The sequence below is a fragment of the Rhodococcus sp. PAE-6 genome, from assembly GCF_025290685.1.
GTDB classification, from domain to species: Bacteria; Actinomycetota; Actinomycetes; order Mycobacteriales; family Mycobacteriaceae; genus Rhodococcus; species Rhodococcus pyridinivorans.
Genome location: NZ_JAOCLZ010000001.1, coordinates 751,611 through 778,247 on the forward strand (window position 1 = coordinate 751,611; position 26,637 = coordinate 778,247).

Consider the following 26,637-nt stretch of genomic DNA (forward strand, 5'->3'; position numbering starts at 1 on the left):
GCGACCGCCGTGTGGCGGGCTCGACCGGTTCGTGCCCAGGTCAGGTAGGCGTGCCCGAACGGGGCAACCCGTCCATTGTGCCAGACGGAACATCGATCGATGAAATCGGCGGTGGCGCCGGCTTGACGCGACGGTCCAGTTCGGCCTCGGTCGCGGTGCGCGAGTGCTCGACACTGCCCCGCACGGTTTCGAGCGTCGGTGCGCCCGCGACGAGATCCTGCACGAAGATCTTGGCGCGGATCACCGGGCGCCGCAGTCGACGTTCGCGTTCGAGCGCGCGCGCCATGCGACGGGGCCGCTTGCCGTACCGCCAGCGAGCCCAGGGCGCGCCGGGCCGGGAGAGCCGGATCGCGCCGACCCACAGCAGCGGAACGACGAACAGCCCCACCAGGCCCGTCCAGATCTTTCCTTTCGCCAGGACGATCGCGGCGAGCAGGAGGTTCACGAGCACGGCCACCACCAGCGCGGCCCGTCCGGCCCAGTCACCGCTGTCCTCGAAGTTCGTGGTGTCCCCGAGTTCGAACGGTCGCAGACCGAGCAACCACATCCCGGTCACGGCGATCGCCACGAAGACGGCGTCGACGGACACCCGTCCCTGTTCTTCCCAGTACACGTCGTTCAGATAGAAGATCAACGCGAACTCGTCGAGTGTCAGTGCGGCGCCGACTCCGAAGAGCGCCGCGAGGATGCACGCGGCGACGCGGTTCGCGTCCTCCGAGATCGCGATCAGTCCCCCACCGGCGATCACCATCGTGACGACACCGAACACCACGTGGTGCACGTGCTGACCGCCCGGGGTGATGTTGCCGGGCCACCAGCGCACCTGCGCGCGGATCAACCGCACGCTGATCCGGATGAAGACGAACGCGGCCACGAAACCGAGCAAGAAGAACAGCAGCGGCAGGCGGCCCTGATCGACGATCTCGCGCCGCATCCAGTCGAGCATCACCGGATCACCCCGGCCACCGTGGATCTCATGTCCACAGCATTGCAGGAGTGACCCGGTGATTCGCGTCAGTTGTTGCCGAAACCGGCGCGTCGCAGGGCGTCGGCCAAGGATCCGGAGGCGGCCGGCGTCGAACGGCGGTCGCCGCCACGGCCCTGCTGCCCACGATTGCCCTGACCGCTGCGTCCACGACCGCCGCCCTGGTTGCCGCTGCCCTGACCTCCGGGGCGACGGCCACCTCCGCGCGGCTGGCCGCCCGACTTCTCGGCGCCCGGGGTGGGGACCTCGTCGTCGAGGCGCAGCGTCAGACCGATGCGCTGGCGCGCGACGTCGACCTCGAGAACCTTCACCTTGACGACCTCACCGGACCGGACGACGTCGTGCGGATCCTTCACGAAGCTGCGCGACATCGCGGAGACGTGCACGAGGCCGTCCTGGTGCACACCGACGTCGACGAACGCACCGAAGGCCGCGACGTTGGTGACCACTCCTTCGAGGACCATGCCGGGCTTCAGGTCGGCGACCTTCTCGACACCGGCGGCGAACGTCGCGGTCTTGAACTCCGGACGCGGGTCGCGGCCGGGCTTCTCGAGCTCGGAGATGATGTCGGTGACGGTCGGGACACCGAAGCGGTCGTCGGCGAACTCGTCGGCGCGCAGCTTCCGCAGGGTCGCGATATTGCCGAGCAGTTCGCGGACGCTGCTGCCGGTCCGGTCGACGATCCGCCGCACCACCGGATACGCCTCGGGGTGCACCGCGGACGCGTCGAGCGGGTCGTCGCCGTTGGGGATGCGCAGGAAGCCCGCGCACTGTTCGAAGGCCTTCGGGCCGAGTCGCGGAACGTCCTCGAGCGCTCGCCGTGCACGGAACGGACCGTTCTGGTCGCGGTGGGCGACGATGCTCTCCGCGAGCGAGCCGGTGATCCCCGAGACCCGCGACAGCAGCGGGACAGATGCCGTGTTGACGTCGACGCCAACGGCGTTCACCGCGTCCTCGACGACCGCGCCCAGCGACCGCGCGAGCATCGTCTCGGACACGTCGTGCTGGTACTGGCCGACCCCGATCGACTTCGGGTCGATCTTGACCAGTTCGGCGAGTGGATCCTGCAAGCGGCGCGCGATGGAGACCGCACCACGGATGGACACGTCGAGATCCGGGAGTTCCTTGGTGGCGTACTCGGAGGCCGAGTAGACGGACGCGCCCGCCTCGGACACCACGATCTTCGTCAGCCCGGGCACCTTCGCCAGCGACACGAGTTCGGCTGCGAGAGCGTCTGTCTCGCGCGACGCCGTGCCGTTGCCGATGGCGATCAGTTCGACACCGTGCCGCGCGACCAGCGCGGCGAGCACCGCGAGGGCCTCGTCACGCTTGTTGTGCGGCTGATGCGGATAGATGGTGGCGTGGTCGACGACCTTGCCGGTCGCGTCGACGACGGCGACCTTCGTGCCGGTGCGGTAGCCGGGGTCGAGGCCCATCGTCGGTCGCGTTCCGGCCGGTGCGGCGAGCAGCAGGTCCTTGAGGTTGGCGGCGAAGACGTCGACCGCGTCCTTCTCGGCGGACTGCCGCAGCCGCATCCTGATGTCCAGCGACAGCGACATCTGCAGCTTGGTGCGCCACGCCCACCGCACAGTGTCGAGCAGCCACTTGTCGGCGGCGCGTCCCTCGTCGGCGATGCCGAAGCGCGTCGCGATCCGGCCCTCGTAGTAGGTGCGCTCACCAGGCACCGGCTCGTCGATCTCGGGATCGAACGACAGCGACAGCACCTCCTCCTTCTCGCCGCGCAGGAGGGCGAGAATGCGGTGCGAGGGCAGCTGGGTGAACGGTTCCGAGAACTCGAAGTAGTCGGAGAACTTCGCGCCGTCGTTCTCCTTGCCGGACCGCACGGTGGAGCTCACCTTGCCGCGCGTCCACATCGCCTCGCGGAGCTCGCCGACGAGGTCCGCGTCCTCGGCGAAGCGTTCGACGAGGATGGCGCGCGCTCCGTCGAGCTGCTCGGAGGTGTATCCGGCGGGGTCGGTGGTGGGGTCGCCGATGAGCGCGTCGGCGACGGGTTCGTGACCGGCCTCGCGCGCGATCTGCGCCTTGGTGCGCCGCTTCGGCTTGAACGGCAGGTAGATGTCCTCGAGCCGCGCCTTGGTGTCGGCGAGCATGATCTGTCCGCGCAGCGTGTCGTCGAGCTTGCCCTGCGCCTCGATCGATTCGAGGATCGCGACACGGCGCTCGTCGAGTTCACGCAGATAGCGGAGGCGTTCCTCGAGGGTGCGCAGCTGGGCGTCGTCGAGCCCGCCGGTCGCCTCCTTACGGTAGCGCGCGACGAACGGCACGGTCGCGCCGCCGTCGAGCAGTCCCACGGCCGCAGCGACCTGGTCTTCGCGGACGTCGAGTTCCTGGGCGATCCGCTGGTTCACGGTGTCGAGTTCGGTCGTCACGTCGAACGACCCTACAGTTGCCGTCCCCCGCCCGCGCCTGTGACCGTAGGGCGCCCGCGCGCGTAACGGCACTCGCGCTCGCGAGCGGGGTCCGTGCAGGCTGCCGGGTGGACCGGCGCTATCGTCCACAGCACAATGGAATGCAGGAACCGGACATGAAGCACGGGCGCGGACGCGCACGATCGGGCGCGATGATGCTGTGCGTGGCCACCGCACTGGCCGTATCCGGCTGCGAATCGATGGACTCCCATCCGCTCCCGCACGAGGCGCTCGGTCTCGCCTCGGTGACGGACACCGATTCCGACGAATCGACCGTGACGCTGTCGACGGCCGAACTGCCCCGACAGATCGACGCGGCCGTCGCGCTCGCCGACAGCCGCGGAGCGCGCCTGACTGTCGCCGTGCTCGACCGTGAATCCGGGACCCGCGTGCTCGGCGGTTCGGACGAACCCTTCGAGACCGCCTCGACGGTGAAGCTGTTCATCGCCGAGGAGGTCCTGTACCGCGAGGTGACGGGCGAGGCGACGCTCGCCGATGAGGACCACGAGTTGATCCGGTCGATGCTGCGGTCGTCGGACGACAACGCGGCGACGCTGTTGTGGGAAACCTACGGTGGTCCCGAGATCGTCGAGCACGTCGTGGAGCGGCACAACCTGACCGGCACAACTCCCCCGGATCCGGGGTCCTGGTGGTGGAACACGACCACGACGGCGTCGGACCTGCTGACCTGGTACGACGATCTGCTCGGCGACAGTGCCTCCGGTGATGAGAGCGCGGCCCGGATCGTCGGCCATCTGGTGGAGTTCACCGACGAGGGCATCGACGGATACGACCAGCGTTTCGGGCTTCCCGAGGGTCTCGGCGACTCCACGGACCTGGGTGTGAAGCAGGGGTGGATGTGCTGCCTGGCCGGTGAATGGCTGCACCTGTCCACCGGGTTCTTCGGCGACGACCACCGGTACGCGGTCGTGGTCGCGGCGCGGGAGACCGTCACCTACGAAGAGTCGGATCCCTTCTACGACACCGGTTTCCTGCCCGACACGGCGATGTACGACGCGACGGACGACGGGAGCGCGCAACACGCGCGCGAGACCGTCACGCTGGCGGTCGAGACGACGCTCGGAAGCGCGCACCGGCCCTGAGGACCGTCGGGCCCGGCGTCAGTCGTCGGACGGGAGCAGATCGGGTCGTCGTTCGCGGGTGCGTTCGAGCGACTGCTCGTGGCGCCAGCGAGCGACCTTGCCGTGGTCGCCGGACAGCAGCACCGGTGGCACCTCGAGGTCGCGCCACACCGCCGGCCGAGTGTAACTCGGCCCTTCGAGCAGTCCGTCGGAAAACGAATCCTCTTGATGCGACGCCTGATTGCCGAGTACACCGGGCAGCAGACGGACGACGGCCTCGACCATGACGAGGACGGCGACTTCCCCACCGATGAGGACGTAGTCGCCGATGCTCACTTCTTCGACGCGCACGCGCCGCGCGGCATCGTCGAAGACGCGCTGGTCGATTCCTTCGTAGCGGCCGCAGGCGAAGACGATCCGCTTCTCCTTCGACCACCGTTGTGCGGTGGTCTGATCGAAGCGGCGACCGGCGGGCGTCGGGACGACGAGCAGTACGTCGGGATCGGTTTCACCGTCGGGCCCGGCGAGCACGTCGTCGAGCGCCGGTCCCCACACGGTGGGTTTCATGACCATGCCCGGTCCGCCGCCGTAGGGCGCGTCGTCGACGGCCTTGTGCACGTCGTGCGTCCAGTCGCGCAGGTTGTGCACACCGACGGAGATGAGCCCCTTGTCGATCGCCTTGCCGAGCAGGGCGACGCGCAGGGGTTCGAGATATTCGGGGAAGATGGTGACGACGTCGAGCCGCACGGACTACTGCTTCCCCTCGGTCGACTTCTTCTTCTTGGACGGCGGTTCCCCGAAGTCGGGGTCGAGGAGTCCTTCGGGCGGATCGATCTCGATCACGCCGTCCCGGACCGACACCGTCGGGACGATCTCGGTGACGAACGGGACGAGTAACTCTCCGCGCTCCTGGCCGGCTGGCCGGATCGACAGCAGTTCGCCGGCGGCCGTGTGCAGGACCTCGCGGACGGTGCCGACCTCGGTTCCGCCGTCGGGGCGACCGGCGACGATCCGCACCGTCAGCCCTTCGAGTTCGTGGTCGTAGAACTCGTCCGGGTCGTCGGACGGCGGAAGGTCGGCGCTGTCGACGACGAACAGCACCCCACGCAGTGCGTCGGCGGCGTCGCGACCGTCGATGCCCTGCAGGCGCAGCAGAAGCCGCCCGGAGTGCTCCCGGGCGGCTTCCACTGTGTACTCGTGCAGGTGCCTGTCGCGAGGCTTACGGCCACGCAGGACCGCGCCGACGGCGAAGCGCTCTTCGGGTTCGTCGGTGCGAACCTCGACGACGACTTCGCCTCTGATGCCGTGCGACTTGGCCACACGGCCCACGACGAGCTCCATCGACGCTCGCCTAGCGGTCGGTGTCGACGACGTCCACACGGATACCCCGGCCACCGATTCCGGTGACGAGGGTCCGCAACGCGGTCGCGGTGCGACCGCCGCGGCCGATGACCTTGCCGAGGTCGTCGGGATTGACGTGCACCTCGACGGTGCGGCCCCGACGGCCCGCGATCAGGTCGACGCGGACGTCGTCGGGATGGGCGACGATTCCACGAACGAGATGCTCGACGGCATCGGCGACCACGGCGCTCATTACTCGGCGGCCTCGGTGGACTCGGCCTCGGTGGACGCCTCGGCGGCCTCTTCCTTGGCAGCCTTCTTCTTCTTGGGCGTGACGGCCTCGGCAGCCGGCTCGTTCTCGGCCTGCGCGAGAGCGGCCTGGAACAGCTCGAGCTTGGACGGCTTCGGCTCCGCCTTCCTCAAGGTGCCCTCGGCGCCCGGCAGGCCCTTGAACTTCTGCCAGTCACCCGTGACCTTGAGGAGGTTGAGGACCGGCTCGGTCGGCTGCGCGCCGACGGCCAGCCAGTACTGCGCACGCTCCGAGTCGATCTCGATCAGCGAGGGCTCTTCCTTGGGGTGGTACTTGCCGATGGTCTCGATGGCCCGGCCGTTGCGACGGGTGCGCGAGTCCGCAATGACGACGCGGTACTGCGGGTTGCGGATCTTGCCGAGACGGGTGAGCTTGATCTTGACAGCCACTGCTGTGTTCTCCTTCGGGGTGCGCCGAGGCGCGTGTCACGTGCAATTCGGACGACGCGCCCTTCTGGCACGCCCGGTTTTGCCTCTAGCCTGTGACCGCCGCGCGGTACGTAACCGGATGCGACGACAGCGAACCATTCTGCCAGACGCGCGAGCCAGGACGAAACCGGCACCCGGTGACTCCGCGCACCCTCTCTACAGCCGCGCGGGGCGCCCCGAGACCACCCGGCCGCACAGCGTACGCCTCGGTCGGGTCGAGACCCACACGCACGAGCGATGCAATCTCGTCGGCGATGCGCCCGTGCTGCACCTGGCCACCTGCATCGGTGCCCGCGTAGATCGGGATGCCGGCCTCGTGGGCGGCGCCGATGGTCTCGTCGGTCAGGCCAGTGCCGTGTTCGATGCAGTCGATCCCCGCCGCGAGCAGTCCGGACAGGGCGTCCTCACCGAGGACGTGCGCCGTCACCCGCGCGCCCTCGCGGTGGGCCGCGGCGATCGCCTCGACGAGGATCTCGTCGCTCCACAGCGGCGCGAGGTCGCCGGCCTCCCGGTCGATCCAGTCGCCGATGAGTTTGACCCAGCCCTCACCGGCCTGGGCCTGACGGGCCACTTCGTCGGGCAGCTGCGACTCGTCCTCGAGGTCGACGGGCAGCCCGCGGATGTAACGCTTGGGCAGCGCGATGTGCCGGCCGGCCCGGATGATCCGGGACAGGTCCGCCCGCTGATCGAGGGCCCGGGTGTCGACAGGCGACCCGGCGTCGCGGAGCAGCAGGACACCCGCGTCGCGTTCGGTGACGGCCTGCGCGAGCAGACCCTCCTCGTCCTCGGCTCCCCCACCGAACCGGAGGCCGACATGGCAGTGCGCGTCGACGAGGCCCGGCAGGATCCAGCCGTCGGCGCAGAGCACCTCGCCGTCGCGGCCGGGCTCGGCCGTGAACGCTCCGTCGGCCCCGACGAACAGTTCGACGGGTTCGCCGTCGGCCAACGACCGGCCTCACACGACGAAGGAACGCGCATCACCCTCGGTCACGGTCATCCCCCGGCCCGGCTCAGTTCTTGGGGAACTTCAGCTTCGACAGGTCGAAGTTCTCGAGTCCCGGAGGAAGCTCGTCGAGGCCCTTCGGCATCTTCGACAGGTCGGGCATCCCGGCTGGCATGCCACCCGGGAGACCGGGGAAGCCGCCGGGCATACCGCCCCGCACCTTCGGCGGCGTCGGTCCGCGACCGCCCTTCTTCCCCTTCTTGCCCTTCTTGCGCTGATTCTTGCGTGCGCCCGGCATGCCCATCTGGCCGGCCATGGCCGTCATCATCTTCCGGGCCTCGAAGAACCGGTCGACGAGCTGGTTGACGTCGGAGACCTTCACACCGGAACCGTTGGCGATGCGCAATCGCCGCGAGCCGTTGATGATCTTCGGGTTGGCGCGCTCCTCCGGCGTCATGCCGCGGATGATCGCCTGGATGCGGTCGAGCTGCTTCTCGTCGACGTTGGCGAGGGCGTCCTTCATCTGCCCGGCTCCGGGCAGCATGCCCAGGAGATTGGCGATGGGGCCCATCTTCCGCACGGCCATCATCTGCTCGAGGAAGTCCTCGAGGGTGAGCTCGCCGGAACCGATCTTGTTGGCGGTGGCCTCGGCCTGCTCGGCGTCGAAGACCTGCTCGGCCTGCTCGATCAGGGTGAGCACGTCGCCCATGCCGAGGATGCGGCTGGCCATGCGCTCGGGGTGGAAGACGTCGAAGTCCTCGAGCTTCTCACCGGTGGAGGCGAACATGATCGGCTGGCCGGTGAGCTCGCGGACGCTGAGCGCGGCACCTCCGCGAGCGTCGCCGTCGAGCTTGGTGAGCACCACGCCGGTGAAGCCGACGCCCTCGCGGAACGCCTCGGCTGTGCTCACGGCGTCCTGACCGATCATCGCGTCGAGGACGAACAACACCTCGTCGGGCTGCACGGCGTCGCGGATGCCCGCGGCCTGCGCCATGAGTTCCTGGTCGATACCGAGGCGACCGGCGGTGTCGACGATGACCACGTCGTACTGCTTGTTGCGCGCCTCGGCGATGCCCTGCTCGGCCACGGCGATCGGGTCGGCGGCGGTGACTCCGAGTTCGTTCTCGCCTCCGCCGATGGAGGTGCCGGGATGGGGCGCGAAGACCGACACGCCGGCACGCTCACCGACCACCTGCAGCTGGGTCACAGCGCCGGGGCGCTGGAGGTCGCAGGCGACCAGCATCGGGGTGTGCCCCTGCGCCTTGAGCCACTTCGCGAGCTTACCCGCGAGCGTGGTCTTACCGGCACCCTGCAGACCGGCGAGCATGATGACCGTCGGCGGGTTCTTCGCGAACTGCAGACGACGGGTCTCGCCGCCGAGGATCCCGACGAGTTCCTCGTTGACGATCTTGACGACCTGCTGGGCCGGGTTGAGCGCGCCATGCACCTCGGCGCCCTTGGCGCGCACCTTGATCTTCTTGATGAACTCGCGCACGACGGGCAGCGCGACGTCGGCCTCGAGCAGGGCGAGGCGGATCTCACGGCAGGTCGCGTCGATGTCCGCGTCGGACAGCCGCCCCTTGCCGCGCAGGTCCTTCAGGACCCCTGTCAACCTGTCGGAAAGGGATTCGAACACCGAATGCGCTCCTGAGCTCTGACGAAGATGCGGACATTGCTGCGAACCAGGGTAACCGCTCCCGATCCGTCGCGATCGCGGGTGGCCACACCACAGCGCGGGCCACCCGCGCTGTCACGATCCGTCGGTCACGCTCTGTCGACGGGTGCGGGCGGCTCGGGAGCAGGCAGGACCGACAACAGTTCCTTCTCGAGATGTTCCCGGGAGACACGGGTGTGGGCACCGGCGAGATCGACGCAGAACGAGTCGATCACCGTCGAACCCAGCGTGCTCACCCGCGCCCACCGCACGTCGGCTCCGACACGCTCGAAGACGTCCGCGAGACGGCACAGCAGACCGATCCGGTCCTCCGACCGGATCTCGAGCACGACCTGGTCCGATTCGGATCCTTCGAACCAGATGATCCGCGGCGGCGCGAGAGCGGCGCTGACGGGAACCGCCCGGGCCGTTCGCTCGGGAAGCCGGCTCTCGCGTTCGGCGCGGTCCTTGGCCTCGAGGGCACCGAGGAGGTCGAGATCGCCGGAGCGCGCCCGCACGAGTTCCTGCCGGAGCAGGGCCGCTTCGGGCGGTGAACCGAATCTCGGAGCCACGACGAAGCTGTTGACCGTGCTGCCGGCGTGACTGCCGATCGAGGCCGACAGCACCCGCAGACCGTGCAGGGAGAGCACACCGGCCTCGTCGGAGAGCACGCCCCGCTCGTCGGGCGCGACGAAGGTCGCGGAGAAGCTGCGGCCGTCCTCGCGTGGTTCGAGCGCGACGTGCAGGGCGCCGTCCTCGGCGAGGTTCGCGAGGGCGGGATCGATCGGATCCGGTGCCGGCAGCTCGTCCCCCGCCATCATCATGCGGCAGCGGCGCACGAGTTCCCGGATCAGCGACGCCTTCCAGTCCCCCCACACCCCCGGGCCGGTGGCCTGCGAATCCGCCTCGGCCAAGGCGTGGAGCAGGTCGAGCAGCACCGGATCCCCGTCGAGGGCGCCGACGACCGCGGCCACGGTCTCCGGATCGTCGAGGTCGCGGCGGGTCGCGGTGTGCGGCAGGAGCAGATGGTGCCGCACCATCGAGGTGAGCAGCGCCAGATCCGAAGGCCACAGGCCCATCCGCCGCCCGATCTGCAGGGCCAGTTCGGCACCGACCACGCTGTGGTCGCCGCCGCGTCCCTTCCCGATGTCGTGCAGCAACGCGCCGAGAACGAGCAGGTCCGGACGGGAGACCCGCGTCGTCAGTTCGCTCGCGTACACGGCGGTCTCGACGAGGTGCCTGTCGACGGTCCACGTGTGGACGGCGTCGCGGGGCGGCAGGTCGCGCACCGCACCCCATTCGGGGAGCAACCTCCCCCACAGTCCGGTGCGGTCCAGCGACTCGATGACGTCGACCGCGCGACGTCCCGAGCCGAGCAGCACCAGGAAGTCGTCGAGGGCTTCGCGGGGCCAGGGTTCGCGCAGCTCCGGTGCGTGATCGGCGAGTCGGGTGAGCGTGGCCGCCGAGACGGGCAGTCCGGCCTGCGCAGCGGCCGCCGCGACCCGCGTGATCAGGCCCGGATCGCGACGCGGATGCGCGTCGCGTGCGAGGGCGACCTCTCCCCCGTGCTCGACGACCCCTTCGTCGAGCGGACGCCGCACCGGTCCGCGGCGCAGACGCGACAGACCCTTGCGCGGCAGCGAATTGGCCGCGGTGCGCAGACCGACGTCGACGGAATAGCTGATCGTGCGGGCCGATTCGGTGAGCACCCGCGCAAGATCGAAACGGTCGCCGATCCGCAGCGCCGCGGCGATCTCGTCGGCGTCCTGCGCGCGCAGCTGGTCGCGGGAGCGGCCGGCGACGCGGTGCAGCTCGGTGCGTACATCGAGCAGTCGCCGGTGGGCGGCCGCGAGCCCGCCGCCCGGGACGTCGGGTCCGAGTCCTGGCATGCCGTCGGTGAGCTGCGCAACGGACAGGGCATTGAGCAACTGCACGTCCCGCAACCCGCCGCGACCGCTCTTGAGGTCGGGTTCGGCCCGGTGGGCGATCTGCCCGCTGCGCTGCCATCGCACCTCGGTCGTCTCGATGAGTTCGTCGAAGCGGGACCGGATGCCGGTGCGCCACTGCCGTCGCACACCACCGATGAGCAGATTGCTCAGCTGGGCGTCGCCCGCGATGTGCCGCGCCTCGAGCATTCCCAACGCGGCCGTCAGATCGGACGAGAACACCTGGAGGGCCTGGGGCACCGTCCGGACACTGTGGTCGAGCTTGATGTGCGCGTCCCACAGCGGGTACCAGAGCTCGTCGGCGACCTTCGACACGACGGACGGCGCCATGTCGTCGTGGAGGAGGATGAGATCGAGATCGGAGTACGGGAGCATCTCGCGGCGTCCGAGACCCCCGACGGCGACGATGGCGAAGCCTCCCTCGCGCTTGATGCCGAGTTCGGAGCCCTTCGTCGTCAACCAGAATTCGTGCAGGTCCACGAGGGCGTGGCGCAGGGCCACGGTGTCGAGGCGGCGGCTGCGGGGGCCGCCGGAGAGCAGGGTGTCGCGGGCGGCCGCCAGATCGGCGGCGCCCGCCGGTGCGGTTGTGCGGGCCGAGGACACCGAAGGCCCCGATCCCGCTGCCGAAGCAGCGCGATCAGGGCCTCGAGTGCCGGACCCCTGGGGGTCAGAGCGCATCCGAACCTCGTTCTCCGGTGCGGACCCGGACAACGGCTTCCACGGGCGTGACCCACACCTTGCCGTCGCCGATCTTGCCGGTACGGGAGGCCTCGACGATGGTCTCGACGACCTTGTCGACAGCGGAGTCGTCGATGACGACCTCGACACGGACCTTCGGCACGAAGTCGACGGAGTACTCGGCTCCGCGGTAGACCTCGGTGTGGCCCTTCTGGCGGCCGTACCCCTGCACCTCGCTGACTGTCATTCCCAGCACACCGGCCTGCTCCAGGCCTGCCTTGACGTCCTCGAGCGTGAACGGCTTGATGATCGCCGTGATCAGCTTCATATCCTCATCCTTCCCAGAGCCCGCTGGCCGCTGTCATCCCTGCTCACTGTCGTGGTCTTCTTATCACTTGAGAGCCGGCGCGAAGTCGTATGCGGATTCCGCATGTTCGGCTTCGTCGATACCGCGGGCCTCTTCCTCGTCGCTCACACGCCAGCCCATGGGCTTGAGTGCGAAGGCGATCACTGCGGTGACGACGGCGGTGAACACCAGGGCGACGACTGCGATGACGATCTGGATGACGAGCTGCTTGTAATCGCCACCGTAGAACAATCCGGTCTCGGTGCCGAGGAAGCCGATGGCGACCGTGCCCCACAGGCCGGACACGAGGTGGACACCCACGACGTCGAGCGAGTCGTCGTAACCGAACTTGTACTTCAGACCCACCGCGAGGGCGGACAGGACACCGGCGATGACGCCGAGGGCGATCGATCCGACCGGGCTCAGCGAGCCGGCAGCGGGGGTGATGGCGACCAGGCCGGCGACGGTACCGGACGCGGCACCGAGACTGGTGGCCTTGCCGTCACGGATGCGCTCGGTGAGGAGCCAGCCGAGGATGGCGGCGGCAGTGGCGGTGGTGGTGTTGACCCAGGCCAGGCCGGCAGTACCGTCGGCGGCGAAGGCCGAACCGGCGTTGAAGCCGAACCATCCGAACCACAGCAGCGCGGCACCGAGCATGACGAACGGCAGGTTGTGCGGACGGAAGGCGGTGCGACCGAAGCCGGCACGCTTGCCGATGACGACGGCCAGGACGAGAGCGGCGATACCGGCGTTGATGTGCACGACCGTGCCACCGGCGAAGTCGATCGGCTCCACCGCGGCGCTGACCTCTCCGCCGTCCTCGACGGTGCCGAACATGGCCGCTGCGATGCTGTCCTCGGAGCCCGAGAGCAGGCCGCCACCCCACACCATGTGGGCGAGCGGGAAGTAGGCGCAGGTGACCCAGATGGCCGCGAACGCCATCCACGTACCGAACTTCACGCGCTCGGCCAGCGCACCGCTGATCAGGGCGGTGGTGATGATCGCGAAGGTCACCTGGAAACCGATGTCGATGATCTGCGGGTAGTTGCCCGAACCACTTGCAAGGAACTCACCATCCTCGCCGTACATGGCTCCCTGCAGACCGAACTGCTCGAAGGGGTTCGCGAAGATCCCGAGGACGCTCTCGTTTCCGTAGGACATCGACCAGCCCCACAGGACGTAGATGACCCCGATCACGGCCATCGCGCCGAAGGACATCATCATCATGTTGAGCACGGACTTGGAACGGGACATCCCGCCGTAGAAGAACGCCAGGCCCGGGGTCATCAGAAGCACGAGCGACGCTGCTATCAGCATCCACGCTGCGTCGCCGGTGTTCACCACTTCCTCCACTTGCAACCTCCCTGTAGGCCGCGCCGAGCGGCGCGTTGTCGAGGGAAAGCTTGCTGCCCGGATGTTTCCGTGGAGGCGCCGCGCTGTTTCGTGGGCGTGAACGCAGGAACCGACCTTGTTTCATCCTTGTTTCACACTTTTCGGACACCGCATCCCCACCGACGGAACCGGCCGCTGCCCGCATGAGCGGACAGCGGCCGGAACAACGGACGCGGTGCGGATCAGCCCAACAGGGCGTCCACGAAGGCTTCCGGTTCGAAGGGGGCGAGATCGTCGGCGCCCTCACCGAGACCCACCAGCTTCACCGGGACGCCGAGTTCGTGCTGCACCTGGAAGACGATGCCGCCCTTGGCGGTTCCGTCGAGCTTGGTGAGCACCACACCGGTGATGTCGACGACCTCGGCGAACACGCGGGCCTGCATCAGACCGTTCTGGCCGATCGTCGCGTCGAGGACGAGCAGAACCTCGTCGACGGCGGCCTTCTTCTCCACGACGCGCTTGACCTTGCCGAGCTCGTCCATCAGGCCGGTCTTGGTGTGCAGGCGGCCGGCGGTGTCGACGAGGACCGCGTCGACACCGTTGTCGATGCCCCTCGCGACGGCATCGAACGCCACCGCGGCCGGATCGGCGGCCTCCTTGCCGCGGACGACCTCGGCGCCGACGCGTTCGGCCCAGGTCTGCAGCTGGTCGGCGGCCGCGGCACGGAAGGTGTCGGCGGCACCGAGCAGCACCCGGCGTCCGTCCGCGACGAGCACGCGGGCGAGCTTGCCGGTCGTCGTGGTCTTTCCGGTGCCGTTGACACCGACGACGAGCAGCACCGCGGGATGGTCCTCGTGCGGGAGGGCACGGATGGAGCGGTCGAGCTCGGGGCGGAGCTCATCGACAAGCACGCTGCGCAGCACGGCGCGGGCGTCGGCCTCGCTGCGCACGTTGTTCACGACCATCTCCTCACGCAGACGGTCGACGATCTTGGTGGTCGTCGCGGCACCGAGGTCGGCCACGAGCAGCGTGTCCTCGATCTCCTCCCAGGAGTCCTCGTCGAGATCGCCACCACCGAGCAGGCCGAGCAGGCTCTTGCCGACCGCCGACTGCGAGCGGGCCAGACGGCCGCGCAGGCGGACAAGGCGACCTGCGGTGGGTTCGATCTCCTCGATCGGGGCTGCCGGAGGAACAGCGGCCGGTCCGGCCGGTTCGACGATTTCCGGTTCGACGACCTCGGGTTCGGTGACCTCGGGTTCGGCAACGGTCTCTGTCGCCGGGGCGGGCTCGACCTCGGGCTCGACGGGCTCCGGAGCGGGACGCTCCGGCTCCGGGGCGACCTCGGGCTCGACCGGCTCCGGTTCGGCAGGCTTCGGCTCCGCAGGCTCCGGCTCGGGCTTGGGCTCGACCTTCGGCTCGGGCTTCGGTTCCGCCTTCGGCTCGGGCTTCGGTTCCGCCTTCGGCGCGGGCGCAGGTTCCGCCTTCGGCTCGGCGGGTGCGGGTGCGCTCGGCGGAGCTTCGGTGATCTCCTCCGGCAACGGCACCGTGCGGGGCGCCGGCTCCGGCTTCACCGCAGGCTTCGGTGCCGGTTTCGGCGCAGGTCGGGGGGCCGGCGCCGGTGGCGCGGCCGTGCCCTGCGAGAAACTGAATCCGCTCTGCGCCTTGTAACCGCCCGAGCGGTCCTTTGTCTCGGCGGAATCGAGCTGCGGGGTCTCGGGCGCCTTCAGCGACACCTGCCGCCGCCGGTAGAGGGTCAGACCGACGACGAGCGCGACGAGAACGACCGCCAGCGCGGCGGCGATGACTATCCAGGCTCCGGTACTCACGCACCCATACTGTCAGGCCTGGAGCTCTTCCTCCGGTTCGGGGACCGGTGTCGCGATCTCGCGTCCGCGCAGTCGCTGCGAGATGACCCGGGTGATGCCGTCGCCCCGCATGCTCACGCCGTACAGCGCGTCGGCGACCTCCATCGTCGGCTTCTGGTGGGTGATGACGATGAGTTGGGACTTCTCGCGCAGCTGCTCGAACAGCCCGATCAACCGTCGCAGGTTGGTGTCGTCGAGCGCGGCCTCGACCTCGTCCATCACGTAAAAGGGCGACGGACGGGCCCGGAAGATCGCGACCAGCATCGCCACCGCGGTCAGGGACTTCTCGCCGCCCGACAGCAGCGACAGGCGCTTGACCTTCTTGCCCGGCGGGCGGGCCTCGACCTCGATGCCGGTGGTGAGCATGTCGCTCGGGTCGGTGAGCACGAGCCGCCCCTCACCGCCGGGGAACAACTTCGCGAAGACCTGTTCGAACTCGCGCTCGACGTCGGCGTACGCCTCGGTGAACACCTGCAGGATTCGCGCGTCGACCTCCTCGACGACAGCGAGCAGGTCCTTGCGGGCGCTCTTGACGTCCTCGAGCTGGGTAGACAGGAAGTTGTACCGCTCCTCGAGCGCCGCGAACTCCTCCAGTGCGAGCGGGTTGACGCGTCCGAGCGTCGCGAGATCCTTCTCGGCGCGCTTGGCCCGCCGCTCCTGGGTGACCCGGTCGTAGGGCATCGGTTGGGGAGCGACGACCTGTTCGCCGCGTTCGCGGGCCTGCTCGTACTCGGCCATCTCCAGCGGCGTCGGCGGCAGCGGCACGTCGGGGCCGTACTCGGCCACGAGGTCGTCGAGGGCGATGCCGTGCTGCTCGAGGATGGTCTGTTCGAGTTGCTCGATCCGGAGCGAGGCCTGCGCCCGGGCCACTTCGTCGCGATGCACCGCGTCGGTGAGCTGGTCGCGCTGCACGGACAGTTCGCGGACGAGTTCGCGGGCCCGTTCGAGTTGCTCGGCGCATTCGGCGCGGCGCCGGTTCAGGTCGTCGCGCTGTGCGAGTGCCGTCGCTACGGCCACCTCGAGTTGTTCGGCGAGTCGCTGCCCTGATTCGGCCACCGCCGCGGCGACGGCCGCCGCCTGACGACGCGCGACGCGGGCACGTTCGGCACGAGCGCGGGCCTCGCGCTCGGCCTGCGCGGCGCGGCGGAGCGAATCCGCTTTGCCCCGAAGCGCTTCGGCACGTTCCTCGGCCGTGCGTGCCGCGAGTCGCGCCTCGACCTCGACGGCCCGGACCTCGGCGAGCGCGGTCGCGGCCATCTCCCGCTCGGCGGCGGTGTGATCGGTGCCCGCACCGTCGCTACTTCCGGCCGAGTCGTCCTCGGCCAGGCGCAGTCGCTCCTCGAGCTCGACCAGCTTCTCCCGTGCCGCGTCGCGTTCCTTCTCTGCCTCCGTGCGTTGGGCTGCGAGGCGTCCGGATTCGGCGTGAGCGGTGCGTGCCGCCTGGCCGAGCCGACCGAGTTGTTCGTAGACGGCCGACATCGCCGCGTCGGACTCGTTGAGCGCGGCAAGGGTCTGTTCGACGTGTTCGGCGCGTTCGGCCTGTTCCGCGAGTGCGCCCGCGAGGGCTGCGGCCAGTTCCTCGGAGCGACGTTCGGCCTGTTCGAGGCCGGCACGGGAGGTGTCGATCGCCGCCTGGATCTCGAGGGTGCTCGGGGCGCGGTGCGAGCCGCCGACCACCCAGCCCGCGCCGGCGAGGTCTCCTCCGCGCGTCACGGCGCGCAGATCGGGCCGGGCAGCGCAGACCCCGAGGGCAGTGGGCAGGTCGTCGACCACGACGGTGCGGGCCAGCAGGCCGTCGACGCCTCCGCGCAGGTCGGCAGGGCACTCGACGACCTCGCGGAGCCATCGGGCACCGGACGGCAGGTCGCCGGTGTCGGTGGGACCGGCAGTGCCGGGCAGGACGAATGCCACCCGGCCCTGGTCAGCTTCGGCGAGCGCTGCGACCGCCGAGATCGCGGCGTCGGCCGACTCCACCTCGAGGGCGTCGGCCGCGGCGCCGAAGGCAGCTGCGACGGCGGCCTCGTATCCCGAGGACACCCGGAGCCGGTCGGCGAGGCGCCCCACGAGTCCGTCGCCGGAACGCGTGTCGATCAGCCAGGCCGCGCCGTCGGTGCGTTCGAGTCCCATCGACAGGGCTTCGATACGGGCGCCGAGCGAGGCGACCACCTTGCCCGCGGCGCGTTCTGCCTCCTGGAGTTCGGTGACCCGCTCGTCGGCGAGCCGCTGTGCTTCCAGCGCTCGTTCGTGCTGCGCGTCGGCGTCGATCTCACCGGCGTCGAGATCGTCGATGCGTGCCTGAGCGGTCTCGAACTCGGCCTGTGCGGCGACGCCGCGGAGCCGGGCCTCCTCGATGGCGACGGTCAGGCGTGCGATCTCCGCGTCGATCGATTCGGCGCGGGTGCGCATCGTCTCGACCTGGCCTGCGAGACGCGCGAGGCCCTCGCGCCGGTCGGCGACGGCACGCACCGCGGCCAGATGTGCGCGTTCGGCGGCCGCTGCGGCCTCCTCCTGCGCGGCGAGCTGCTCGCGGGCCGCCTCGAGGGCTCCGTGCGCGATCTCGACGGCCTCGACCAGTTCCGCTTCCTCGGCGGCGATCCGGTCGGCACGGGCTTCCATCTCGTCGGGATCCTGACCGGAACGGTCCTCGGGTTCGGCGTGCAGGTGCCGGGCGCGTTCCTGCGCGACCCGCACGGTCGCCGAGACGCGCTCGGCGAGGGCGGACAGGCGGAACCAGGTCTGCGACGCCGCTTCGGCACCGGGAGTGAGCTGCGCGAGGGCCTGTTCGTGGCGGGCGAGTTCGGCGTTAGCGTCGTCGAAGGCCGCGAGCACGGTGTCGAGCCGCTCCCGGACCATCTTTTCCTGCTCGTCGTGCCCGGCGAGTTCGGCGCGGCGCGTGACGAGGTCGTCGGCGGCCAGACGTAACCGCGCGTCGCGCAGGTCGGCCTGGATGGTCTGGGCGCGACGCGCGACCTCGGCCTGCCGGCCGAGCGGTTTGAGCTGGCGGCGCAGCTCAGCGGTGAGGTCGGTGAGGCGCGCGAGGTTGGCCTGCATCGAGTCGAGCTTGCGCAGCGCCTTTTCCTTGCGCTTGCGGTGCTTGAGGACGCCGGCGGCCTCCTCGATGAAGGCGCGTCGGTCCTCCGGGCGGGATTCGAGGATCGCGGCGAGGCGGCCCTGACCGACGATGACGTGCATCTCGCGGCCGATACCGGAGTCGGACAACAGTTCCTGTACGTCCATGAGACGGCAGGAACTGCCGTTGATCTCGTATTCGCCCGCGCCGTCGCGGAACATGCGGCGAGTGACGGAGACCTCGGAGTACTCGATGGGCAGCGCACCGTCGGAGTTGTCGATGGTGAGCGTGACCTCGGCGCGTCCGAGCGGCGGGCGGCCGGCGGTTCCGGCGAAGATGACGTCCTGCATCTTGCCGCCGCGCAGGGCCTTGGCGCCCTGCTCCCCCATCACCCAGGTGAGTGCGTCGACGACGTTCGACTTGCCGGACCCGTTGGGGCCCACCACACAGGTGATACCCGGTTCGAAACGGAGAGTCGTCAACGAGGCGAAGGACTTGAAGCCCTTCAACGTCAGACTCTTGAGGTACATGGGTGAGAACTCTACCGGCGGGTTGTGACTGCTTTCCTAGGCCGGGTGCACCGCGCGGACCGTCCCGTCGAAACCGGTCGTGTACAGGACGTTCGGGTCCCAGCCCGGTCCCGAACCGAAGGCGAGCGAGGACATCAGCGGGATGCCCTCGGCGATGCGGCAGCTGTGCCCGGTCGCCGGATCGACCCGCAGGACCGCGCCGGCGAGGTTGAGCGCGATGTACAGCGCGCCGTCGGGACCGATCGTGAGGTCGTCGGGCATAGAGAGCAGCCCCGGCCCGGGCAGGTCGATGCTGCGCACGGGTCCTTCGAGGTCGCGTGCGTCGAGGATGTGGAGCCGGTTGACGTTCTCGAAGGTCGTCACGGTGTAGACGGTGTCGCCGTCGACGGCGATGCCGTTGACGGATCCGAGATCGGTACGGACGACGCGGGCCTCGCCACCGCCGGCGGGCACGAGGGTGAGTCCGACCTCGCCGAGATCGCGTGAGGTGAGCATCGATCCGTCCGACAGCCGGCCGAGGCCGTTGGGCATGACCAGCCCGGTGCCGTGGGTGCCGCGTTCACCCGTATCGAGGTCGAGCGTGTCGATCGTGCCGTCGGCGATCCCGGCCAGCCCCGAGACGGTCGTGTTGCCCACGTTCAGGTACACGGTGGGAACGTCGACGACGATGCCGCCCGGACCGGTCACCTCGGACAGCACGGTGGTCACGCTGCCGTCGGGAGTGATCCGGCGCAGCGCTCCGGGGCCGACGAAGGAGGTGTCCGAGACGAGCAGACTGCCCCGCTCGTCGAACGCAAGGTTCTCGAGGACACCGAGCCCCGACGCGACCGTCGTGACGGACCGCGGTGCGCAGGCAGCCGGACCGGCCGCCGCCGGTGCTGTGGCAGCGGGACCGGCCGCCGCCGGTGCTGTGGCAGCGGGACCGGCCGCCGCCGGTGCTGCGGCCAGGGGTGCCACTGCCACAGCGGCGGCTGCTGCCGCCACCATCGTCGAACGTGCACGCCTGCCCATATGTCTCCCCCTCGCCGACCGCGACCCCCGGCCGCGTGCACCCGATCGCGACAGGATACCAAGCCGAACGGACAAACAGGACGGACGTCAACGTTCGACGAAACCGTCGAGGTCGCCGCGCGCGGGATCCCACGAGTCGACGACGAGCCGCACCTCACCGGGGGTGTCGTCGGACCGCAGCCACGCGAGGAGCTGTTCGAGTGCCGGCCGGGGGCCCTCGGCCACGACCATGACGCGACCGTCGGGATGATTCGTCGCGTGCCCGACGAGACCGAGTTCGAGTGCGCGGGCACGCGTGAACCAGCGGAAACCGACCCCCTGGACGCGGCCGTGCACCCACGCCGTGAGCCGTTCGACGTCTGCGGGGGCGCTCATCGATCAGTCCTCAGGGGTGATCGTCAGCGAGACCTCGGTGCCCGCCTCGAGCGTGCGACCCACCGTGCACACCTTGTCGACGGAGCGTTCGACGAGGGCGATGAGGCGGTCCCGTGCGTCTGCGTCGAGCTCCGACAGGTCGAGGACCATCTCCTCCTCGAGGTGCGGGTAGACCTCGTTCTCGCGGTCGGCGGCACCGGAGACGCGGATCGTCGCGTCGTAGTCGTCGCCGAGCCGGCGGGACAGCGGGAAGTCCGAAGCCATGCCGGAGCACGCGGCGAGCGCGATCTTGAGCAGCTCGCCCGGGGTGAAGACGCCCTCGACGCTCTCCGAGCCGATGAGCACCTCGGCGCCGCGGGAGCTGCGTCCGGTGTAACGGCGCGTGCCGGTGCGCTCGACCCACAGCTCGGTGGTGGGAAGGTCGGAAGTCTGGTCAGCCATGGAGGAAATCCTGCCATGTCCCGTCGACCGGGATGTCGCGCAGGATGGTCACGAAGTCCTCGACCTCGGCGGACGACGCGTCGGCACTGCGTCGCAGCACTCCGACCGGTTCGACGGTGCCCGCGGTGGGTACGTCCAGGCGCCGGACCACGCCGTCGGCGAGGTCGTCCCGGGCCGCGCGTTCGGTGGTGATCCACACGGCGTCGCTGCGCCGCACCACCCCGCGTGCCACGGCGAGGTCGAGTGTCTCGATCAGCCCGACCGGCAGTCGCAGGCCGTGACGTTCGAACAATGCCTCGGTCGCGTGGCGCGGTACGGTTCCGCTGGTCGCGACCACCAGGGGGTGTTCGAGCGTGTCGGCGACGGAGACGGAACGCCCGGCGAGGGGGTGGCCGGGCCGGACGACGAGGATCAGCGTCTCGGCGTACAGGAGCTCGAACGACAGCCCCACCATCCGGGACGGTTCGGCCATGCGCCCGAGGACGACGTCGAGGGCGCCGGCGGCGAGCGCCGACAGCAGGACGGCATTGGGGTCGGTGCGGATCCGGATGTCCAGATCGGCGCGCACGCGGCGCAGCTCCGCCAGAGCTTCGGGGAGTACGTACCCGGCCACGGTGGGTAGGGACCCGATCCGCAGCGGCTCGCGGGCAGGTTCGGCCGCTCCCGCCAGTGCGGCCACAGCTGCGTCCAGTGAGGTGGTGACGTCCTGCGCGTATCGCAGGAAGCGGTGACCCGCCGCGGTGAGGCGCGCACCGTGTCGGCCGCGGTCGAGGAGTTTCGCTCCGGCGAGCACCTCGAGCTCGTTGAGTGTCTTCGTGACGGCCGGCTGACTCAGCTGCAACAGCTCGGCGGCCCGACCGACCTGCCCCTCGCGCGCGACGGTGACGAAACATCTCAGGTGCCGGAGGCGGATGCGTCGCACCTGCTCCGGGACGGACGAGGACGGACCGAACGCGGATTGCATTACAGAAAGTTATGAATCAACTGCCTTTTTGTCAATTTACATGAGTTTTTATTCACCTTATGGTTGTGTCCACAGCTCAGAGATCGGAGATCGCATGTCCACCGGCGAATACGTCGAGCGCGACCACACACTGCACCCACCCGCGCTCACCCCCGGCTACCGCACGTCGGTGCTGCGCGCACCGCGCAACGCGCTCATCACGCCGAAGCCGACCCTGTCGGAGATCACCGGACCCGTCTTCCGCAGCGACGAGCTCGGCGCCCTCGACAACGACCTGATCCTGAACTTCTCGAAGGACGGCCTGCCGATCGGTGAGCGCATCATCGTCCACGGCTTCGTCAAGGACGAGTTCGGCAATCCGGTCGAGGGCGCACTCGTCGAGGTGTGGCAGGCCAACGCCGGTGGCCGGTACCGCCACAAGAAGGACACCTATCTCGCTCCCATCGATCCGAACTTCGGCGGTTGCGGGCGGATGCTCACGGACGCGAACGGCTACTACCAGTTCCGGACGATCAAACCCGGCGCATATCCGTGGGGCAACAGCCGCAACGCCTGGCGCCCGGCGCACATCCACGTGTCGATCCTCGGCCGTGGGTGGGCGCAGCGCCTGATCACCCAGCTGTACTTCGAGGGCGACCCGCTCATCGAGAAGTGCCCGATCGCGCGGACGATCCCGACCGTGGATCAGCTCCGCAGCCTGATCGCCCAGGAGGACCCCGCCTCCAACGCGCCGTTCGACGCCCGCGCCTACCGCTGGGACATCACCCTGCGCGGTCGCCGCGCCACCTTCTTCGAGAACACCGACCTCCCGGGAGCCCCGCGATGAGCCTGCCCACCGATCCCTACCGGCCCGTGCCCCCGCTGCTCCCCCGCGCGATGGTCACGCGTTTCCCGGAAACGCCCTCGCAGACCGGCGGCCCGTACGTCCACATCGGGCTCGCGCCGCAGCAGGCCGGCTTCGACATCTTCGACAACAACTTCGGCAACGTCCTCGTCACCGACGAGACCGAGGGCGAGCGAATCGTGTTGGAGGGCCGCGTCATCGACGGCACCGGCACCCCGGTGCGCGACGCCCTGCTCGAGAGCTGGCAGGCGAACGCGCACGGCCGGTACGCACATCCGGACGACGCACAGGACAAGGATCTCGATCCGAACTTCCGCGGCTGGGGACGCACCGGCGGCGACTTCGAGACGGGCGTGTTCACGATCGAGACGATCAAGCCCGGGGCCGTCACCAACCCCGACGGCTCCGTCTCGGCACCCCACATCCTGCTGGTGATCTTCGCGCGCGGCATCAACCTCGGGCTGCACACGCGGGTCTACTTCGAGGACGAGGCCGGGCTCAACGCCGAGGATCCCGTCCTGAAGGGCATCGAATGGGAGGTGCGGCGCAACACCCTGATCGCGTCGCGTTCCGAGCGCGACGGACGCACCGTCTACACGATCGACATCCGGCTGCAGGACACTCCGGACGGTGGCGCCGAGACGGTCTTCTTCGACATCTGAACCACCACCTTTCCGAACGGCCCGGTATGCGCGTGCGCTACCGGGTCGTTCGCGGTCGTGGCTGACACTTCGGGCAGCTGTACGACGAGCGGTTCATGAACTTCTCGCGGCGGATCGGCGCGCCGCAGCGTCGGCACGGCTCGTTCTCGCGTCCGTAGACGTTCAGGGAACGCTCGAAGTAGCCGGACTCCCCGTTGACGTTGACGTACAGGGCGTCGAACGACGTACCACCCTGCCCGAGGGCCTCCGCCATCACCTCGGTGGCCGCATCGAGAGCCGACCGGAGCTTCGGACGCGACAGCGCGTCGGTGGGCCGGTTGCCGTGAATCCTTGCGCGCCACAGCGCTTCGTCGGCGTAGATGTTGCCGATGCCGGAGACGACGGTCTGGTCGAGCAGCGCACGCTTGATCTCGGTGTGCTTGGTGCGCAGCACGGCCACGACCGCATCCGGGTGGAACCGGGGATCCATCGGGTCGCGGGCGATGTGCGCGACCGGCAGCGGCAGACGATCACCGTCCACCTCCACGAGCGGGGCCAGGGCCCAGCCTCCGAAGGTGCGCTGGTCGACGAAACGCAGATCGGCACCGTTGTCGAGGACGGCGCGGATACGCAGATGCTTCTCGTCCGGCACGGTCGGAGGCTGCACGAGCATCTGCCCGCTCATCCCCAGATGCACCACGAGAGCCAGATCGGCCGGTTCGAGCACGAGCCACATGTACTTGCCGCGGCGCTCGACCGAAGCGACCTTCTGACCGGTCACCTGCAGTGCGAGATCGCGCGGACCGGGCTCGTGCCGTCGGACGGCACGCGGATGCAGCACCTGCACCGAGTCCACAGTCGCGCCGACGACGTGCGCGTCGAGTCCGCGACGGACCACCTCGACCTCGGGAAGTTCGGGCACCTGCGGTCAGTTGTCCTCGGTGGGCGTGTCGGCGGATCCGGACTGCTGGTCGGAAGCCCCGGCATCACCGGTCTCGGCAGCAGTGCCCTCGGTCAGCGCGTTCCATGCGGCCGACGCGGCCTTCTGCTCGGCTTCCTTCTTGGTGCGTCCGACACCGGTGCCGTAGGGATTGCCACCGATGAGGGCGGTGGCGGTGAATTCCTTGTCGTGATCCGGACCGGTGGCGGTGATCTCGTAGGCGGGAACACCGAGACCGCGCTCGGCGGTGAGTTCCTGCAGACTCGTCTTCCAGTCCAGACCGGCACCTAGGCGCGGGCCGCGTTCGAGCAGTGCGGCGAACAGGCGCAGAACCACTTCGCGCGCGACGTCGATGCCGTGCGCGAGATGGACGGCGCCGAGGAGCGATTCCATTCCGTCGGCCAGGATGCTGGCCTTGTCGCGTCCGCCCGTCAGTTCCTCGCCCTTGCCGAGCAGGAGATGCACTCCGAGCCCGCCTTCTCCGAGGCCGCGCGCCACCTCGGCGAGCGCGTGCATGTTGACAACGCTCGCGCGGATCTTGGCGAGTTCGCCCTCGGACTTGTCCGGGTGGGTGAGGTAGAGCTTTTCGGTCACCGCGAGCCCGAGGACGGCATCGCCGAGGAACTCGAGACGTTCGTTGGTGGGCAATCCGCCGTTCTCGTAGGCGTACGAGCGGTGGGTGAGCGCCAAGGACAGGAGTTCTGCGTCCAGAGGCACGCCGAGGGCGGCGAGGAGAGACTCGTGGCTCTCTTCGCCGCCCTCGGTAGCTGTTTCGGAGGACTTGCTCGTCACGTGAATACCGATTAGACGGGCGCGGTCACCTGACGGCCGTTGTAGGTGCCGCACGACGGGCACGCCACGTGGGGCAGCTTCTTCTCTCCGCAACCCCGGTTCGGGCAGGTGACGAGCGTCGGCGCAGTGGTGTTCCACTGGCTGCGCCGCGACCGGGTGTTGGAACGCGACATTCTGCGCTTGGGGACGGCCACGTCTACTTCTCCTCGTTGTTCGAGCTGTCGATTTGACTGCTGGGTTCTTCGGAGCCCGCGCCGAACTTGGCTGCCAACCCAGCCCAGCGAGGATCCATTGTCTCATGACGGTGCCCGGATTCTGCAATCGCCAGGCGAATGCCGCATTCGGGGCACAATCCCGCACAGTCGTCACTACACAACGGCTGCAGCGGAAGTTCCAGACCAACCGCGTTCACGAGGACCGGTTCGAGATCGATCAGATCGTTCTCGACGCGGTACACCTCGTCGTCCTCGGTGGTCTGCTCAGTGACGCTGTTCGGGTAGGCGAACAGCTCGGTGAGGTACACGTCCACCGGCTCGGTGAACGACTCGAGGCATCGAGAGCACTCGCCGAGGGCGTCGACACGAACACTACCGGTGACCAGGACGCCCTCGGACACCGACTCCAGGCGGAGATCGAGATCGATCTCGGAGCCTTCCTCGATCGCGATCAGATCGAGCCCGATGCGCGAGGGTGACGGCACCTTCCGCTCGACCGTACGCATCGAACCGGGCCGGCGGCCCAGGGAGAGCGTGTCGAACACCAGCCCCGAGTCCCGGCCGGAACGGGACGTGCTGGAATCACGGGTGGACACGGGGAACTCACCTTCTTAGGACGACGCAGGACACGACTCGGTCGTGATAGGGCAACCGCTCCATGATACGCGATGGGCGGCAGGAGCGAAAATCCCGCGGGTCAGCGGCGACGGCTCGCCCGGTGGTCGGCCTCCGCGAAGTCGGGAGCACCCGACAGCCGCAGCTGCTGCCGGCCGCGACCGACGGACCGCAGCGTGGTGCCGAGCAGTTCCTCGAACTCTCCCAGCTTGCCGTCGATGTACTCGTCGCACTCGGTCCGGAGACGGTCGGACTCGGCGTGGGCCGAATCGATGACACGCGCCGACTCGGCGTGTGCGGCCTGCACGACCTCGGTCTGCGACACCAGACGTGCCTTCTCGGCCTCGCCCTCGGCCACGGAACGCTCGTAGGACGCCTGCCCGGACTCGACCAGACGGTCGGCCTCGATGCGGGCACGCCCGGTCACGCTCTCGTACTGTTTGTTGCCCTCGGCGACGAGATCGTCGGCCTCGGCCTGCGCATCGCGCACCAGTTCCTCGGCGTGGGCGCGGGCCTCCTTGACCATCCGGTCCGCTTGGGCCTTCGCGTCCGCGAGCATGCGGTCGGCGTCGGCGCGCGCGTCCTCGAGGAGGGTGCGTGCCTCCTCGTCGGCGTCCCCGACCGTCTTGTCGGCCTGAGCCCGCGCGTCGTTGATCAGCTTGTCACGGTGATCGAGGACGTCCTGCGCGTCGTCGAGTTCGGGCGGCAGCGCATCGCGCACGTCGTCGAGCAATTCGAGGACATCGCCGCGCGGTACCACGCAGCTCGCCGTCATCGGAACGCTACGTGCCTCTTCGACGATTGCGACCAGCTCGTCGAGTGCCTCGAATACCCGGTACACGCCCAACCCCAATCACTCG

Annotated in this window: 25 protein-coding genes; 3 read left to right on the plus strand and 22 right to left on the minus strand. The window is 69.2% G+C overall.

From position 1 onward, the window contains the following. Positions 1 to 40: 40 nt before the first annotated feature. Both NVV99_RS03485 and NVV99_RS03490 read right to left on the minus strand, forming a co-directional pair. The gene (locus NVV99_RS03485; protein WP_024100629.1) at positions 41 to 946 is read right to left on the minus strand and encodes a hypothetical protein; all 906 of its coding nucleotides are present in this window, start codon (positions 944 to 946) and stop codon (positions 41 to 43) included. Positions 947 to 1,014: 68 nt separating this feature from the next. Beyond that, positions 1,015 to 3,375, minus strand: a complete 2,361-nt coding sequence (locus NVV99_RS03490; RefSeq protein ID WP_024100628.1) for a Tex family protein — start codon at positions 3,373 to 3,375, stop codon at positions 1,015 to 1,017. 155 nt (positions 3,376 to 3,530) lie between these two features. On the opposite strand from NVV99_RS03490, the gene NVV99_RS03495 reads away from it, so the two are divergent. After that, positions 3,531 to 4,517, plus strand: a complete 987-nt coding sequence (locus NVV99_RS03495; protein ID WP_260782748.1) for a hypothetical protein — start codon at positions 3,531 to 3,533, stop codon at positions 4,515 to 4,517. Positions 4,518 to 4,535: 18 nt separating this feature from the next. Here the strand turns inward: NVV99_RS03495 and trmD are convergent, their stop codons facing one another. The 15 genes from trmD to NVV99_RS03570 form a co-directional block, all read right to left on the minus strand. Further along, complete coding sequence (gene trmD, locus NVV99_RS03500; RefSeq protein ID WP_024100626.1) at positions 4,536 to 5,243, minus strand: tRNA (guanosine(37)-N1)-methyltransferase TrmD; 708 nt, start codon at positions 5,241 to 5,243, stop codon at positions 4,536 to 4,538. A gap of 3 nt (positions 5,244 to 5,246) precedes the next feature. After that, complete coding sequence (rimM, locus tag NVV99_RS03505) at positions 5,247 to 5,837, minus strand: ribosome maturation factor RimM (protein WP_019289112.1); 591 nt, start codon at positions 5,835 to 5,837, stop codon at positions 5,247 to 5,249. 10 nt (positions 5,838 to 5,847) lie between these two features. Continuing rightward, a complete protein-coding gene (locus tag NVV99_RS03510; protein ID WP_006550954.1) occupies positions 5,848 to 6,090 on the minus strand; it encodes an RNA-binding protein in 243 nt (80 codons plus the stop codon). Continuing rightward, positions 6,090 to 6,536 carry a 30S ribosomal protein S16 gene (gene rpsP / locus NVV99_RS03515; protein WP_024100625.1) on the minus strand — a complete coding sequence of 149 codons (447 nt, stop codon included), beginning with the start codon at positions 6,534 to 6,536 and terminating at the stop codon, positions 6,090 to 6,092. The genes NVV99_RS03510 and rpsP overlap by 1 nt, the downstream gene beginning before the upstream one ends. An 85-nt stretch (positions 6,537 to 6,621) precedes the next feature. Further along, positions 6,622 to 7,497, minus strand: coding sequence for an amidohydrolase family protein (locus tag NVV99_RS03520; protein WP_313906242.1), 876 nt, complete (start codon positions 7,495 to 7,497; stop codon positions 6,622 to 6,624). An 88-nt stretch (positions 7,498 to 7,585) separates the two neighbouring features. Then, positions 7,586 to 9,154 (minus strand): signal recognition particle protein, encoded by a 1,569-nt coding sequence (gene ffh / locus NVV99_RS03525; protein ID WP_024100624.1) that lies wholly within the window; start codon positions 9,152 to 9,154, stop codon positions 7,586 to 7,588. Between the two features lie 128 nt (positions 9,155 to 9,282). Then, entirely contained in the window at positions 9,283 to 11,796 is a 2,514-nt protein-coding gene (locus tag NVV99_RS03530; protein WP_024100623.1) for a [protein-PII] uridylyltransferase, read from the minus strand. Next, on the minus strand, positions 11,786 to 12,124 hold the full coding sequence (locus NVV99_RS03535) for a P-II family nitrogen regulator (protein ID WP_006551220.1): 339 nt from the start codon (positions 12,122 to 12,124) through the stop codon (positions 11,786 to 11,788). The genes NVV99_RS03530 and NVV99_RS03535 overlap by 11 nt, the downstream gene beginning before the upstream one ends. A gap of 63 nt (positions 12,125 to 12,187) precedes the next feature. After that, positions 12,188 to 13,495 (minus strand): ammonium transporter, encoded by a 1,308-nt coding sequence (locus tag NVV99_RS03540; protein WP_006551219.1) that lies wholly within the window; start codon positions 13,493 to 13,495, stop codon positions 12,188 to 12,190. A gap of 221 nt (positions 13,496 to 13,716) precedes the next feature. Next, the gene (ftsY, locus tag NVV99_RS03545; protein ID WP_024100622.1) at positions 13,717 to 15,300 is read right to left on the minus strand and encodes a signal recognition particle-docking protein FtsY; all 1,584 of its coding nucleotides are present in this window, start codon (positions 15,298 to 15,300) and stop codon (positions 13,717 to 13,719) included. A gap of 12 nt (positions 15,301 to 15,312) precedes the next feature. Continuing rightward, positions 15,313 to 18,939, minus strand: coding sequence for a chromosome segregation protein SMC (gene smc / locus NVV99_RS03550; protein ID WP_024100621.1), 3,627 nt, complete (start codon positions 18,937 to 18,939; stop codon positions 15,313 to 15,315). A 36-nt stretch (positions 18,940 to 18,975) separates the two neighbouring features. Further along, positions 18,976 to 19,950, minus strand: coding sequence for an SMP-30/gluconolactonase/LRE family protein (locus NVV99_RS03555; protein ID WP_193903589.1), 975 nt, complete (start codon positions 19,948 to 19,950; stop codon positions 18,976 to 18,978). 87 nt (positions 19,951 to 20,037) lie between these two features. Next, positions 20,038 to 20,325, minus strand: coding sequence for an acylphosphatase (locus NVV99_RS03560; RefSeq protein ID WP_024100619.1), 288 nt, complete (start codon positions 20,323 to 20,325; stop codon positions 20,038 to 20,040). A 3-nt stretch (positions 20,326 to 20,328) separates the two neighbouring features. Further along, a complete protein-coding gene (locus tag NVV99_RS03565; protein WP_006551214.1) occupies positions 20,329 to 20,766 on the minus strand; it encodes an OsmC family protein in 438 nt (145 codons plus the stop codon). Continuing rightward, positions 20,759 to 21,730: a LysR substrate-binding domain-containing protein gene (locus NVV99_RS03570; protein ID WP_024100618.1), complete on the minus strand. Its 972-nt coding sequence runs from the start codon at positions 21,728 to 21,730 to the stop codon at positions 20,759 to 20,761. Before NVV99_RS03570 ends, NVV99_RS03565 begins: the two co-directional genes overlap by 8 nt. A 94-nt stretch (positions 21,731 to 21,824) precedes the next feature. On the opposite strand from NVV99_RS03570, the gene pcaH reads away from it, so the two are divergent. Then, positions 21,825 to 22,556 (plus strand): protocatechuate 3,4-dioxygenase subunit beta, encoded by a 732-nt coding sequence (gene pcaH, locus NVV99_RS03575; RefSeq protein ID WP_006551212.1) that lies wholly within the window; start codon positions 21,825 to 21,827, stop codon positions 22,554 to 22,556. Further along, a complete protein-coding gene (pcaG, locus tag NVV99_RS03580) occupies positions 22,553 to 23,236 on the plus strand; it encodes a protocatechuate 3,4-dioxygenase subunit alpha (RefSeq protein WP_006551211.1) in 684 nt (227 codons plus the stop codon). The genes pcaH and pcaG overlap by 4 nt, the downstream gene beginning before the upstream one ends. Before the next feature lie 37 nt (positions 23,237 to 23,273). On the opposite strand, the gene mutM is transcribed toward pcaG, so the two are convergent. The 5 genes from mutM to NVV99_RS03605 all read right to left on the minus strand — a co-directional run bounded on the left by mutM (position 23,274) and on the right by NVV99_RS03605 (position 26,618). After that, entirely contained in the window at positions 23,274 to 24,137 is an 864-nt protein-coding gene (gene mutM, locus NVV99_RS03585) for a bifunctional DNA-formamidopyrimidine glycosylase/DNA-(apurinic or apyrimidinic site) lyase (protein WP_024100616.1), read from the minus strand. Positions 24,138 to 24,143: 6 nt separating this feature from the next. Further along, complete coding sequence (rnc, locus tag NVV99_RS03590; protein ID WP_006551209.1) at positions 24,144 to 24,947, minus strand: ribonuclease III; 804 nt, start codon at positions 24,945 to 24,947, stop codon at positions 24,144 to 24,146. Between the two features lie 11 nt (positions 24,948 to 24,958). After that, entirely contained in the window at positions 24,959 to 25,141 is a 183-nt protein-coding gene (rpmF, locus tag NVV99_RS03595) for a 50S ribosomal protein L32 (protein ID WP_006551208.1), read from the minus strand. A gap of 2 nt (positions 25,142 to 25,143) precedes the next feature. Beyond that, positions 25,144 to 25,758 carry a DUF177 domain-containing protein gene (locus NVV99_RS03600; protein WP_006551207.1) on the minus strand — a complete coding sequence of 205 codons (615 nt, stop codon included), beginning with the start codon at positions 25,756 to 25,758 and terminating at the stop codon, positions 25,144 to 25,146. Positions 25,759 to 25,859: 101 nt separating this feature from the next. Continuing rightward, the gene (locus NVV99_RS03605) at positions 25,860 to 26,618 is read right to left on the minus strand and encodes a DivIVA domain-containing protein (RefSeq protein WP_024100615.1); all 759 of its coding nucleotides are present in this window, start codon (positions 26,616 to 26,618) and stop codon (positions 25,860 to 25,862) included. Positions 26,619 to 26,637: the final 19 nt, after the last annotated feature.